The following is a 12,305-nucleotide window of genomic DNA, read 5'->3' on the forward strand; positions in this document are numbered from 1 at the left end:
GCTGGTGGGTGGGTGGCAGGGACGTTTGATTGTTTGTTCTGTCAGTTTCCTGTTCGCTGCGCTCACCCCGAATTGCATTCGGGGCTACCCGTTGCTTTCGTGTGGTTTCGTGTATTTCGTGGTAGAAAAAAGAAGAATACGGGTTTCATCTGGCGCCATTGCGGTGTGAAACTGATTCGAACATCGCCAGGCGGGCGGACACATGGGTCACGCCCCTACGGTTAGATCGCTTTGCTCGGCCCGGATTGCATACGGGGCTAGCCGTTTGTTGTAAGAGTAGAAAACAATATGTGAGATTAAGAATTGATTGGGAGACAACCGGGGCTAACGCCCTGCGGCTAATTTTCTTTTCTGCTGTTCTCTAGTTCGGCGAGGACTTCGCCTGTCTTTGCTACGACAAATCTGGTGACGCCGTCTTCGTTCTCAATGGTGATCTTTTCTGATTCGTCCAGTTCGAGAAGTCGGTTTACCAGTTGCCACATTCGTTCTTGTTCCGGCGTAGATGGTTTGGGGGTGTCTGATTCCAGATTCTGGACGCGGATGACATAGATCGAGATTAATACGCTGGCGGGTGCGCTCCCCATCGATTCCACTTCAGTGGGGCAGGCGTTTTCTACAACGCTTTTCATGATATAGATGTCATGGTCAGAGTAGAAACTCTCCTCGGTGAGGGGTTTCTTATTAACGATCTCCCTGATTTTCATACAGGATTCGCTGGCACCCCTGCCCGAGGCCACGTCCTGCATGAGTGGATGCGTGCTGCTGCACAGCTCGAAGTGTAAATAGAGAATGTTCAAATACTCGCGTTCCGTCAACGTCGGGTGCTGCTCCTGTTTCGCGATGAGATGTTCGCATTCCGCCTTCAACTCTTTGGGCCAGAGACGCATCATGTCTTTCACACAAAACATGGAACGGGAACCGATAAATGGAGAGCTTCTCAGATAACGGGGCATCAGCTCTCCCCTGACATCGTCCCATTCCAGTGTTTGTAATTCTTCCACATACGCACGGTACATTTCCGGCGAATGTTTGTGCTCACGACTCAGAAACAGAATGGACCGAATGAGATACGTTCCCTGGGACTCGAACGGGCTCCGCAATACGTAACCAGTGACAAAGTAGGTCAGGTATGTGGAAGAAGCAGCCGTGTAGATGAACAGGACGAACAGCAAAAAAGTGATCACACCTTTATGCTTAAGCAGCTTCCAGGGAAAACGCTGAAACAGTTTCATTGCAGACATCCGCAAAAGTTCGATGTTCGTGAGCCGTCTTTCGGTCCTGTTCCATTGTAACCGACGCCCGAGGAACAAACAGCATTGATTTTCGTTGAGGGGTGAAGCAGACGTTGGTTAGCTGGTCAAAAGAAGCTGGTGCCATCCATCAGGAAGCTTGCAGGGGAAGCCTGGCTCAGCAGGGAACGCGGGAGCTGCGACCTCCTGCTCGCTGCGCTCGCCCCGAATTGCATTCGGGGTTACCGTTTGTTGTGAGAGTAGAAAACAATATGTGAGATTAAGAATTGATTGGGAGCCAACCGGGTCTAACGCCCTGCGGCTAATTTTCTTTTCTGCTGTTCTCTAGTTCGGCGAGCACTTCGCCTGTCTTTGCTACGACAAACCTGGTGACGTCGGCTTCGTTCTCAATGGTGATTTTTTCTGATCCATCCAGTTCGGAAAGTCGGTTTACCAGCTGACTTGTTACTTCTTTCACATGGTCGGATGGATTTGTGATACCTTCTTTCTGCATTTTCAGGCGTATGACATAGGTCGAAAGTAATTCGCTGGCGGACACACTCATCGTGTATTCTCCGATCAAGGTCGGGTAACATCATTTACCTGGTCATCAACCAGCGATCCCTCAAACGAAAAGCCCTGGTAACTCTTGATGTCAGGCAATAACCGAATCAAGCACTTTACAGATCAGGATGATTCAAAGCATCGTCAAACCGGACTTCTAACTTGAGATCATCCCACCGCTCGTCATACTCCTGTAGATACCTTCTCAATTCGCGTTGACACTCTTCGTTATCGCGCCAGTGCTCGATCAACGAGGGAATTACGTGTATTGCCTCCCATAGATCATTGATCTGCTCTCGTGAGATTTCTTCCTTCAATGTCCAGTTACGGGTTGTATATGCCGCGACATGAAGGACTCTGAGTGCTGCTCGAAGTGTTGGCTCAGGTGCGAGAGGATAATTCATTTCATGCTTCCAATTGTGGTATTGAATTTCAGGAGACTCGAGGGGAGTACGAGAGAATCTTCATTCGCTTCAGACTCAATCAATCGTACCAGAGTTTGGCAATATTCATCAAACAAAATCGATGGCCAGTGTGATGGCGGATCATGCCGGGTTGTTCTGGTGGGTGCATGGGAGGGATGTTTGATCGTTTGCTCTGACAGTTTCCTGCTCGCTCCGCTCGCCCCGAATTGCATTCGGGGTTACCCGGTATTTTCGTGTCATTTCGTGTATTTCGTGGTAGAAAAAAGAAGCAAGCCGGTTTCATCTGGTGCCATTGCGGTGCGAATCTGGTTTGAACATCGCCAGGCGGGCGGACACATGGGTCACGCCCCTACGGCTAGCACGCGATGCTCAGCCCGGATTACTTTCGGGGTTAGCCGTTCATCAGTTCGCAAGATTCATCTGCGGGGCATGGGAGCTGATCTTTATAATTCGGGGTGAATTTTTCTACCACGAAAAATACGAAAACACACGAACGTTTGGTGGGACTATTAAATAAAGCATGAGGTAACGTGATGGATTGTTTCTCTGATTTATCTGCTGATGAATATCGTGTGGAAGCTGATTTCGGGTTCCTTCTGTTTTCATTGCTCACAGGGATATTCTCTGCAGGGGCGCGAGGGTGTCAAGGGGGGATGGACAGAATCGGGTGGCGATACAGGGTGACAGGGGTCCGATATGAAGCGACGCCGGGGCGGTTTTGTGGTGAACTGGCTGCGAAGTGCGGCGACCCGCAGGCATACATTCGGAACAGGTGCGGTTATGCGAACTGAAAACATGGAAAAAAGGGGCTGTTTTATGGTGAAGAACAGGAACAACTGTCGCGTGTTTCAGTGCACTGTAAACTGGTCACGCGCGCGACTCAGAACAACGTTTATCGCTGTTGGTGCGGCGGGGTCAAGTTCAATCTGTTCCAGATCGTTGTGGTTACTGACTGGATTTGCAGCTGGGTGGTTTGCGCAGTGGTGGCATCCCATCCTAATGATCAGGGTGGCACTGTTGGCTCGTTGTAAAGACCGGACACATAGGTAACACACGTTCGGACACATGGGTAACACTCATGTAAACTGTTATGTGACTTCATTTAAGGGGGAGCATGACATGGTCTGGAAGGAGTGTAATCGGGTGTCTGAACGTAAAAAATTTGTGTTGCTGGCTTCGGTGGAAGGGGCCAATATCTCAGAGCTTTGTCTGCGTTTTGGAATCGCGCGTAAGACGGGCTATAAATGGTTACAACGATTCCGGGAAGACGGGGATTCAGGCCTGTCCGACCGCTCTCGTTGCCCCCATACGTTTCGTTCTCCGACATCGGAAAAGATGGAGACTGCCGTGTTGTCAATTCGTGATCGGCATCCGACCTGGGGAGGTCGCAAAATTCACCATCGCCTGCTGGCCCTGGGATACAAACATGTTCCGGCTGCCAGTACGATTACTGCGATCCTGAAACGACATCAGCGGATTGATCCAGAAGAATCAAAGAAACGACAGGAATTCCAGCGTTTCGAACGTAGTGAGCCGAATGAACTCTGGCAGATGGATTTCAAGGGAGAGTTTCCCACACTCGATCAACGCTGGTGCTATCCGCTCACGGTGATGGATGACCATTCCCGTTTTTCTCTGGTTCTCAAGGCCTGTGGAAATCAGAAAGGCCCCACAGTTCAAAAACACCTGCGAGACGCTTTTCGCCTTTACGGGCTGCCCCATGCAATGTTGATGGACAACGGGACGCCCTGGGGTTCAACGGTCAGTCCCGGGAGTTATTCCCGCTTCTCAGTCTGGCTGATGGATCTGGATGTGCGGGTGATTCATGGCAGGCCTTACCATCCCCAGACCCAGGGAAAAGAGGAACGGTTTCATCGGACATTAAAGCAGGAGGTCCTGCAGGGCCGTCGCTTCAAGAATCATGCTGAACTGCAAAAAACATTCGATGGCTGGCAGACTGTTTATAATCAGGAGCGTCCGCACGAAGCCCTGGACTATCAAACGCCGATCGAACGTTATCGGGTGAGCTCTCGAGAGTACCCGGAACGACGAAGGAAATTCGAATACAATTCCAGCTTCGCTGTCCGGAAAGTTGGTTCTGAAGGGCGTATTGTATTCCAAAGCAGAGAGTACTACCTGAGTCGTTCGTTTCGGGGGCAACTGGTGGGGATACGCAGTAACGGGCAGGAGGGAGAATGGGACGTGTATTATCGCACATTCAAAGTTGGTAAGATCGAATTGAGAAAACACCGTCCCCGCAGGAAAAGTCGCAGACGTTGAGAGAGCTCTGTTCGCTACGCTCTCAGAACTCTCTCAACGTCTCGTAAACAACAATAGAAAGTGTTACCTATGTGTCCGAACGGTTGTGTATCATGTGTCCGGTCTAAATACTCGTCCAACAGTGTTTAGGGGAACGTCATCCATCTTGAGAAATATTGCATCGAACTCTGAAATTCACTGTTGGGTAAACCAACAGTGCCACCCGGGACTTTGTCTGGAGGATAGCTTTTTCATAGGAGCGGTCGGATGATTTTGCTGTCAGTTTCCTGCTCGCTGCGCTCACCCCGAATTACATTCGGGGTTACCCTTCGACGTAGGAGAGTCGGAACTGAGCGGCACAGTTGGGCAAGCCAACTGTGACACCCGGCGGTTGTTGTTAGAGTAAAAATCAAAACGTGAGAATAAGAATAGATTGGGAAGCAACCGGGACTAATGCCCTGCGGCTAATTATGTTTTGCATTGGGAGTTGAGAATTTGATTCAATGCGCAGGAAAACAGGGAGAACGAAAGTCGCTCTCCCTGTTTCTTCAGATCGATCTAACCGAAGCTCTGAATTCAGTCTCCGAACGCGCCGTCGAAGGCGATGTCGGAGGGGGCGAAGTCGACGTTCTTGGTGAACTGGCAGGCTTCGCGGGCACCCTGGTCGCGGTTCATGCCCATGTCTTCCCATTCGATGGAAAGCGGGCCGCCGTAACCGATGTCGTTCAGGGCGCGGATGATTTCTTCGAACCTTACACCGCCACGACCGACGCTGCGGAAGTCCCAGCCACGACGCTGATCGCCGAATGGCAGATGGCTGGTGAGAATTCCGGTGCGACCGTTGAGGGTGACGGAGGCGTCTTTCATGTGAGCGTGATAAATACGATCGGGGAAGTAGCGAATGAATTCGACGGGATCAACGCCCTGCCAGATGAGGTGGCTGGGGTCAAAGTTGAAGCCGAACTCTTCGCGATTGTCGAGGGCCTTGAGCGACGCTTCTGCCGAGTAGATGTCGAATGCGATTTCGGTGGGGTGGACTTCGAGCGCGAACTTGATGCCGCATTCCTGGAAGACGTCGAGAATCGGGTTCCAGCGGTCGGCGAGCAGCTGGTAACCGGCGTCGTACATTTCCCGTGGTGTGGGAGGGAAGTCGTAGAGCAGATGCCAGATGCTGGAACCGGTGAAGCCGTTGACTACGCTGACGCCGAGCTTCTGAGCGGCGCGGGCGGTGTTCTTCATTTCTTCGATGGCCCGTTCGTTGACGCCGGCAGGATCGCCGTCACCCCAGACGTATTCGGGGAGAATGGCTTTGTGACGCTGATCGATGTTATCGAGGACGGCCTGGCCGACGAGGTGATTGGAGATCGCGAAGAGCTGCAGGTCGTATTTTTCGAGGAGTTCGCGTTTGCGGTTGCAGTAGGTGTCGTCGGACAGTGCTTTGTCGACTTCGAAATGATCTCCCCAGCAGGCCAGTTCCAGGCCGTCATAACCGAAATCCTGTGCTTTTTTGCACATCTCTTCCAGGGGGAGGTCGGCCCATTGTCCGGTGAATAATGTTACAGGGCGTGCCATAAGAAGATCCTTTCAAATTGTCACATCTGGGAATGAAGAAATCGTCTCTAACACTAGACCAGCGGACTCAGAATGTCAAACGAACGTGCACTTGTCGGCAGGAGCCTGCAAAAAAAGGGGATGGCAGACTCCTATCAGGTAAGGAAATTGAGTATTATCAGGTCCACAACCAATGGAAATAACACAATCTTGCTTAGAAATTAACCCGCTTGCGGGGCGAGAATTGCCTCAACAGGAAAGTTGATTATGTCAGAAAACAGTTCCCCGCTGGTGGGGGTCATCATGGGCAGTCAGTCGGACTGGGATACGATGAAAGAAGCGTCGACGATCCTGAAGGAATTCGGGGTCGAACATGAGTGCCGGGTGGTTTCGGCCCATCGTACGCCCGACTGGATGAACGAATATGCAAAGGACGCCGAGCAGCGGGGCCTGGAAGTGATCATCGCGGGAGCAGGCGGCGCGGCGCATCTGCCGGGCATGGTGGCTGCCCAGACGGTGCTGCCGGTTCTGGGAGTTCCCGTTAAGAGCCGGGCGCTGCAGGGGCTGGATTCGCTACTGTCCATCGTACAGATGCCGGGCGGTGTGCCTGTGGGAACGCTGGCGATTGGGGAATCGGGAGCGAAGAACGCGGCGCTATTGGCGATTCGGATCCTGGGGAATTCCCGTCCTGAGCTGCGCACGAAGATGCACGAATTCTGCAAGAAGCAAACTGACATCGTACTGGAAAATTCGGAACTATGAGTGAGTTGATCGCCCCTGGCGCGACGCTGGGAATGCTGGGTAGTGGCCAGTTGGGACGCATGTTTGCCATCGAAGCCCGCCGACTGGGTTACCACGTGCATGTCTTTTCACCCGAAAGTCAGACGCCTACCGGACAGGTGGCGGACCTGGAAGTTGTTGGCGAGTATGATGACCTTGACGCAGTCGCGAATTTCGCGAAAAAGGTGGATGTGATTTCGTTCGAATTCGAGAACGTGCTGTCCGTGACAACCGACACCGCCTCGCAATTCGCACCGGTTCGTCCGGGAGCCAATGTGCTGCACGTCGCGCAGAACCGGATTCGTGAGAAATCGGAACTGCGGGACGCGGGAATTCCAGTGACGCCGTTCGCGGTGGTCAGATCGGTGGAGGAACTGAAAACGGCATTGTCGGAACTGGGATGTCCGGCGGTGTTAAAGTCGGCCACTTCGGGTTATGACGGCAAAGGGCAGGTCAAAATTGATTCGCCCGACGAAGCGGAAGCCGCCTGGAAGGAAGTGGGAGCGGATGAAACCGTACTGGAAGCGTTTATCGATTACATCTGCGAACTGTCGGTCGTGGGTGTGCGGGGTCTGGACGGTTCGTTTGAATTTTACGGGCCGATGAAGAACGACCATGCGAATCATATTCTGGATATTTCGGTCTTTCCCTCAGGGATGGGTGACGAAGTGAACCGAAAGGCTGTCGAAGTGACACGGGCGGTCTTTGAGCATCTGGATGTGGTCGGCGTGTTGTGTGTTGAGTTCTTTTTAACCGGCGATCAGCGTCTGATGCTTAATGAAATTGCGCCGCGGCCTCATAACTCGGGACACCTGACCATCGACGGGCACGTGACGTGTCAGTTCGAGCAACAGGTGCGGGCGATCTGCGGACTGCCACTGGGTTCGACGAGGTCACTGGGCCCCACTGCGATGGCGAACCTGCTGGGAGATCACTGGGAACCGGGTCCGCCCGACTGGACGGCATTGAAGCAGTTTCCTGACGTGAAAGTGCACCTGTATGGGAAACAGGAATCGCGGATTGGTCGCAAGATGGGTCACCTGACGGCGCTGGCAGAGACTTCGGAAGCAGCAGTTCAACGGGTGAAAGAGGCACGGGCCGCGATCTTCCACGGCTAGCATTATTTGCCGCGGACGTTGCCCCAGAGTTCGATGTGCATCCGCCTCGTCACCTGACAGCCGAGCTGGGCGGCGATTTCTTCGATCCAGGGCATACGTTCGGCCAGCATCTCTGCCGTGATCCCCTGGGGCATGAGGTAGACGTTCGCCCGATCGATTTCGGGATAGCGGATCAGGTAGTCTTCGATTTCGGCGATGTCTTCGCGATGGTCGACGACGAACTTGATCTGGTAAGGATGTCGTTTGATTAACTCATGGATCACTGTCGGCTGATCGCGGCGGGCATCGTGACGATGTGCCCAGTCGGGATTATCAACCGGTGTGGAGTTCGAAAGCTTGGGGCTGATGGACATCAGGTCGGCATGCACGTCGCTGAGAATGGTCCCCGCGGTTTCGATGGTGATGATCTTGCCGTCGGCGTGCAGACGCTGGGTAAGGGATTCGATCTCGTGACTGAGCATCGGTTCGCCGCCGGTAACGACGACGTGTTCACAGTCGAACTGAGAGATGTGTTCGAGGATCTGATCGACGGACATTTTTTCGCCCTCAGGATTCCAGGAGGTGTAAGGAGTATCGCAGAACCAGCAGCGCAGATTGCAGCCACTGGTGCGAATGAAGATCGAGGGGACCCCGATCCATTTGCCTTCGCCCTGGGGTGAGTGAAATATTTCCGAGATCAACACGCGAGTCACATCCTCAAACAAAGGGAACCGTCAATGAGTCTATCTTAATAGAAAGCGCGGGTTCTTGCATTGAAATGCACGGTGAAAGCGTGGTAACTTTAGCGAAAAATCAACTGAACACAGATTACGATTGACGTCTCCAGCAGAACAGGATACTTCCATGCGCCACGATTCCCGTCAGCCCGATCAGCTCCGAACTATCAAAGTCGAACGCCATTACACCCGCGCGACGCCGGGAAGCATCCTGATTTCTGCAGGCAATACGGTGGTCCTCTGCACGGCGAGCCTGGATAACAGCGTCCCCCCCTGGAAGAAAAACGACGAAAACCCGAGCGGCTGGGTGACTGCGGAATACAACATGCTGCCCGGCAGTACGTCGCCTCGCAAACAGCGTCGGGCCGACGGACGCTCGAGCGAGATTCAGCGGCTGATTGGACGAAGTCTGCGAGCGGTGGTCGACTTTGCTGCTCTGGGACCACGGACGATTACCGTGGACTGCGATGTACTTCAAGCCGACGGAGGAACCCGGACACTGAGTATCACAGGTGGCTTCATGGCGCTGCTGGATACAGTGCTGGCGATTCCCGAAACCTGCGAACTGGCCGAGGGGGAAGTCTTCGACCCGAAACGGATTTTCTCGGACAGCGTCGCTGCAGTGAGTGTCGGCGTAGTGAATGGTGAGCCGGTACTCGACCTGGATTACATCGAAGACAGCACCGCGGGCGTGGATATGAACGTTGTGATGACCGGAGGGGGCGACTTCATCGAAGTTCAGGGAACCGCCGAAGGACAGACCTTCAACCGGGGCATGCTGGACGCACAACTGGAACTGGCGACGGCAGGAATCCAGCAGTTGTCGGAGATTCAACGCGGGTGCTTCGGAGCTGACTGGCCTTTGTGATTTTTCTGCTATGACGACACGAAAAAAATTTGATCCACCTGGCAGAATTCCTCGTTAATTCTAATGAGAAGAGGTAATAACAGCCTGTTCTATAGTTTCCGAGGGGAGAAATGCCGATGCTGTTGACGCTGGGGAAACGACTCGCACAGGGCTATGGTCTGCTGCTGGCGATGGCTGTTGGGGGGCTGGTTTTTGCGAATCTGTTTGGATTGGGGTCCTTTCTGATTCTGGAAGTCAGTTCTGTCGGCGATCGGGTTACCTCAGCAGAACCCTATGGCTGGTGGATGCATTGCGGCTGGTTTGTGGGCGTGGGACTGGCACTCATCGGCGCATTCACACCAAAACGGGCCGTCCACAATCGGGGTATTGTGAAGCGGACGGAGGCAGAGAGTCAACCAGCAGACCTGACAACTCCGGAATCGGGTAACTGGAAGACGATTGGTAAACGGAGTGGAATTCTCTCTTCGATCGCGTTCTTTGGTTTTGCCGGTGGTTTTGCGGGGCTGATGCTGGGAGGGTCGTTGCTGCTGTTCTGGTTCTCGCTTGCTTACAGTCCGTTTGCTCCCCCTGGCTGGGCTGGTTCCGTCAATGTGGAACAGAGAGCGAATGGGCATCTCATTGAAAATGAAAATGTGATGACGACGACGCACCCGGTGGCTCTGTATGCGTTTGGACTACCCATCGGACTGGGGGCAACTGCGGGCATGATCCTGGGTGGTGTGGGGGCAGCACTAGGAAAAGTCGAAGACGTCGAGTGATCTGGCTATTGCTCTAACCGCTGCCAGCGTCTCTTCAGCGAGGAGATCTGGAAAGTGTGGCCGGCTTCGTGTTCGATGAGGTGGAAGATGGCCCATTCGGGTGTGGTTTCGTAATTCTGCTCATTGACGGGAGGCCTGAGCCGCCGCCATTCGGTGAGGTCCATTTTCTGGAAGATTGAGAATGCAATTTCGCGGGTCGCATGGAGTCGATTGAGATGTTCTGTCAGAGGCACACCAGTCACCTGACTGACTTTGTCATCCACGTCCGCCATGGTAATGGGGAGCAGTTCTTTGACTTCAGGCGGGAACTCCTGCTGCAGCAGATCGAGATACAGCCAGGACATTTCGACGATGGCGATGTGATAGAGCAAGGAGCCGATGGAATTCTCTTTGCCATCCGGACCGCGCCAGTCCAGCAGTTGCAGATCACAGTCCTGAACCAGCCGGAGTGTACGCTGACGAACCTCGGCGAGTGCCCAGAGCCAGCGGCCGATTTCGGGGTCAACGGCTGTCAGGGGCTCGATTTTTAATTCCGTAGTCATAGATATGTTCTCTGAGTTCAAAGAGTCAGTAGATCGCTGTCTGATATTCTACCATGAACAGCACGAAAGCACACGGAACAGAGAAAGAGCATCAGCTCTCATTGATCTGTGGAATGGCAGGATGTTGGCGAACGCGCAGTCTTCTTTCGGCTACGCCGGAAACGAGTTGCAAAATGAAGACACAACCGACATTAATCAGAAATGCTGTACCTGCTGTCTGGTATAGCCGGGCATCCGGGGACAGATAATCGAGCAGTGCAAAGAAGGTCCAAAATGAAGTAACCACCAGATAGGGAATCAATCTGTTCTGGCATAAGATCGCCATGAAACAGTTCATATACACAAACATCTGAAATGCATAGATCAAGAATGCGAGTCCGCGCAACAGTCCCAGATTTCTTACATAAAACACCTGAAAAATATCAATCGAGCAGAGGATCAACAAGAAGAAGACTCCGCAGCCAATTTCTTTTGTGCTGACAGGAAACAGACTTTGGTTTGTGGCAGTCTTCTCTGCTCTCTCGCTGCTCAAACGCATTTTTTCTGCTGCAATGAAACGCAATTGCAGAACGAATATGAAACCAGCGGAAATAAAGAATTCTATGCAGACGAACGAGTAATAATCCGGAATCCTTCTCTTTGAGTCGATCAGAGATATCAAAACCACCATTGACCAAAACAGCAGCAGGATCAGACAGGGTATCAATCTGTTTTGGCACAGGAGCGCCAGATAGAAAGTAATTAGAATATAAATCATCGTGAGTGCTACGATGATCACAGCACCGTCCAATTCCCATCCGGTTATCACAAACTCCTGAAAACAATAAAGCAAGCTGAATGCGAGAATGAAGCAGAGCCCACGTCCGAATTCACCGGCATTCCAGGGGAACAGCTTTATTTTGATTGTGGGTTCCATTTGATTTCCACGGACTTTTATTACTACCACGAAAAGCACGAAAGCACACGAACAGGCTATTGGGCTACCGATTCGATTTCCTCATAAGTCCCTGCGACTTCTCTGCCCCAGATGGGGAACGTGGTGTGATAGCCGGGGCACCAGAAGAAGTATTGTCGCACGGGGTGCCACCAGATGTCACAAGGTGTCATATCGACTTCCAGACTGACAATAAACGGTAAGGGAGCTTTAGGATAAGCGATCAGTGTCCAGACTGTGTTGGGATCAGCGGGACGATGGTCTGTGTAGATGGGGGTCTGGGCCGGGATGCCGGCGCGGTTGAACTTCACATAAGCCTGCTGCACTTCAACAGTGCCATAGACTTCGGTCATGATCCAGAAGAATGCCAGAATGGAAAGTGTCGCGATCAGCGAGATTCGTTTTCTGAACCAGTTTCCCATACTGCTCTCCCTGTGAATTCAGAGTGAATCAAATGCCGTCAGCTTGCAGGAACTGGTAAATTCCTGCTGAAATTTGATCGCCGTCGAAGTCGTGCCTATGATTCCTGCGTGCTCTCTGATTATACCAGCTCCCCTGTGG

Annotated in this window: 13 protein-coding genes; 5 read left to right on the forward strand and 8 right to left on the reverse strand. The window is 52.6% G+C overall.

Annotated elements, in window-relative coordinates:
- Positions 1–338: 338 nt before the first annotated feature.
- From ACN0YN_RS18590 to ACN0YN_RS18600, 3 genes are all read right to left on the reverse strand, one after another.
- Positions 339–1,232: a hypothetical protein gene (locus ACN0YN_RS18590; RefSeq protein ID WP_417386503.1), complete on the reverse strand. Its 894-nt coding sequence runs from the start codon at positions 1,230–1,232 to the stop codon at positions 339–341.
- A 319-nt stretch (positions 1,233–1,551) separates the two neighbouring features.
- Positions 1,552–1,794, reverse strand: a complete 243-nt coding sequence (locus ACN0YN_RS18595; protein WP_417386504.1) for a hypothetical protein — start codon at positions 1,792–1,794, stop codon at positions 1,552–1,554.
- A gap of 115 nt (positions 1,795–1,909) precedes the next feature.
- On the reverse strand, positions 1,910–2,197 hold the full coding sequence (locus ACN0YN_RS18600) for a hypothetical protein (RefSeq protein ID WP_417386505.1): 288 nt from the start codon (positions 2,195–2,197) through the stop codon (positions 1,910–1,912).
- A gap of 1,164 nt (positions 2,198–3,361) precedes the next feature.
- Here ACN0YN_RS18600 and ACN0YN_RS18605 point away from each other — a divergent pair.
- Positions 3,362–4,498, forward strand: coding sequence for an IS481 family transposase (locus ACN0YN_RS18605; protein ID WP_417386506.1), 1,137 nt, complete (start codon positions 3,362–3,364; stop codon positions 4,496–4,498).
- A 555-nt stretch (positions 4,499–5,053) separates the two neighbouring features.
- On the opposite strand, the gene ACN0YN_RS18610 is transcribed toward ACN0YN_RS18605, so the two are convergent.
- The gene (locus ACN0YN_RS18610) at positions 5,054–6,049 is read right to left on the reverse strand and encodes a sugar phosphate isomerase/epimerase family protein (protein WP_417386507.1); all 996 of its coding nucleotides are present in this window, start codon (positions 6,047–6,049) and stop codon (positions 5,054–5,056) included.
- Positions 6,050–6,295: 246 nt separating this feature from the next.
- On the opposite strand from ACN0YN_RS18610, the gene purE reads away from it, so the two are divergent.
- Together purE and ACN0YN_RS18620 are read left to right on the forward strand one after the other, a co-directional pair.
- A complete protein-coding gene (purE, locus tag ACN0YN_RS18615) occupies positions 6,296–6,790 on the forward strand; it encodes a 5-(carboxyamino)imidazole ribonucleotide mutase (RefSeq protein WP_350196338.1) in 495 nt (164 codons plus the stop codon).
- Positions 6,787–7,926: a 5-(carboxyamino)imidazole ribonucleotide synthase gene (locus ACN0YN_RS18620; RefSeq protein ID WP_417386508.1), complete on the forward strand. Its 1,140-nt coding sequence runs from the start codon at positions 6,787–6,789 to the stop codon at positions 7,924–7,926. Before purE ends, ACN0YN_RS18620 begins: the two co-directional genes overlap by 4 nt.
- 2 nt (positions 7,927–7,928) lie before the next feature.
- On the opposite strand, the gene ACN0YN_RS18625 is transcribed toward ACN0YN_RS18620, so the two are convergent.
- Positions 7,929–8,609 (reverse strand): 7-carboxy-7-deazaguanine synthase QueE, encoded by a 681-nt coding sequence (locus ACN0YN_RS18625; RefSeq protein ID WP_417386509.1) that lies wholly within the window; start codon positions 8,607–8,609, stop codon positions 7,929–7,931.
- Positions 8,610–8,769: 160 nt separating this feature from the next.
- Here ACN0YN_RS18625 and rph point away from each other — a divergent pair, with 160 nt between their 5' ends.
- Together rph and ACN0YN_RS18635 are read left to right on the forward strand one after the other, a co-directional pair.
- The gene (gene rph / locus ACN0YN_RS18630; RefSeq protein WP_417386510.1) at positions 8,770–9,510 is read left to right on the forward strand and encodes a ribonuclease PH; all 741 of its coding nucleotides are present in this window, start codon (positions 8,770–8,772) and stop codon (positions 9,508–9,510) included.
- A 110-nt stretch (positions 9,511–9,620) separates the two neighbouring features.
- A complete protein-coding gene (locus ACN0YN_RS18635; protein ID WP_417386511.1) occupies positions 9,621–10,268 on the forward strand; it encodes a hypothetical protein in 648 nt (215 codons plus the stop codon).
- Between the two features lie 5 nt (positions 10,269–10,273).
- On the opposite strand, the gene ACN0YN_RS18640 is transcribed toward ACN0YN_RS18635, so the two are convergent.
- From ACN0YN_RS18640 to ACN0YN_RS18650, 3 genes are all read right to left on the reverse strand, one after another.
- Entirely contained in the window at positions 10,274–10,810 is a 537-nt protein-coding gene (locus ACN0YN_RS18640) for a DinB family protein (protein WP_417386512.1), read from the reverse strand.
- Between the two features lie 91 nt (positions 10,811–10,901).
- Positions 10,902–11,600 (reverse strand): hypothetical protein, encoded by a 699-nt coding sequence (locus ACN0YN_RS18645; RefSeq protein ID WP_417386513.1) that lies wholly within the window; start codon positions 11,598–11,600, stop codon positions 10,902–10,904.
- 182 nt (positions 11,601–11,782) lie between these two features.
- The gene (locus ACN0YN_RS18650; RefSeq protein WP_417386514.1) at positions 11,783–12,166 is read right to left on the reverse strand and encodes a hypothetical protein; all 384 of its coding nucleotides are present in this window, start codon (positions 12,164–12,166) and stop codon (positions 11,783–11,785) included.
- Positions 12,167–12,305: the final 139 nt, after the last annotated feature.

This window comes from Gimesia sp., assembly GCF_048260065.1.
Classification (GTDB): Bacteria; Planctomycetota; Planctomycetia; order Planctomycetales; family Planctomycetaceae; genus Gimesia.

Bases quoted from the DNA above. Each gene is read 5' to 3' on its own strand.
- ACN0YN_RS18600 (WP_417386505.1), bottom strand. From the start codon at position 2,197: ATGAATTATCCTCTCGCACCTGAGCCAACACTTCGAGCAGCACTCAGA.
- ACN0YN_RS18595 (WP_417386504.1), bottom strand. From the start codon at position 1,794: ATGAGTGTGTCCGCCAGCGAATTACTTTCGACCTATGTCATACGCCTG.
- ACN0YN_RS18635 (WP_417386511.1), top strand. From the start codon at position 9,621: ATGCCGATGCTGTTGACGCTGGGGAAACGACTCGCACAGGGCTATGGT.
- ACN0YN_RS18590 (WP_417386503.1), bottom strand. From the start codon at position 1,232: ATGAAACTGTTTCAGCGTTTTCCCTGGAAGCTGCTTAAGCATAAAGGT.
- ACN0YN_RS18620 (WP_417386508.1), top strand. From the start codon at position 6,787: ATGAGTGAGTTGATCGCCCCTGGCGCGACGCTGGGAATGCTGGGTAGT.
- ACN0YN_RS18640 (WP_417386512.1), bottom strand. From the start codon at position 10,810: ATGACTACGGAATTAAAAATCGAGCCCCTGACAGCCGTTGACCCCGAA.
- purE (WP_350196338.1), top strand. From the start codon at position 6,296: ATGTCAGAAAACAGTTCCCCGCTGGTGGGGGTCATCATGGGCAGTCAG.
- ACN0YN_RS18610 (WP_417386507.1), bottom strand. From the start codon at position 6,049: ATGGCACGCCCTGTAACATTATTCACCGGACAATGGGCCGACCTCCCC.
- rph (WP_417386510.1), top strand. From the start codon at position 8,770: ATGCGCCACGATTCCCGTCAGCCCGATCAGCTCCGAACTATCAAAGTC.
- ACN0YN_RS18650 (WP_417386514.1), bottom strand. From the start codon at position 12,166: ATGGGAAACTGGTTCAGAAAACGAATCTCGCTGATCGCGACACTTTCC.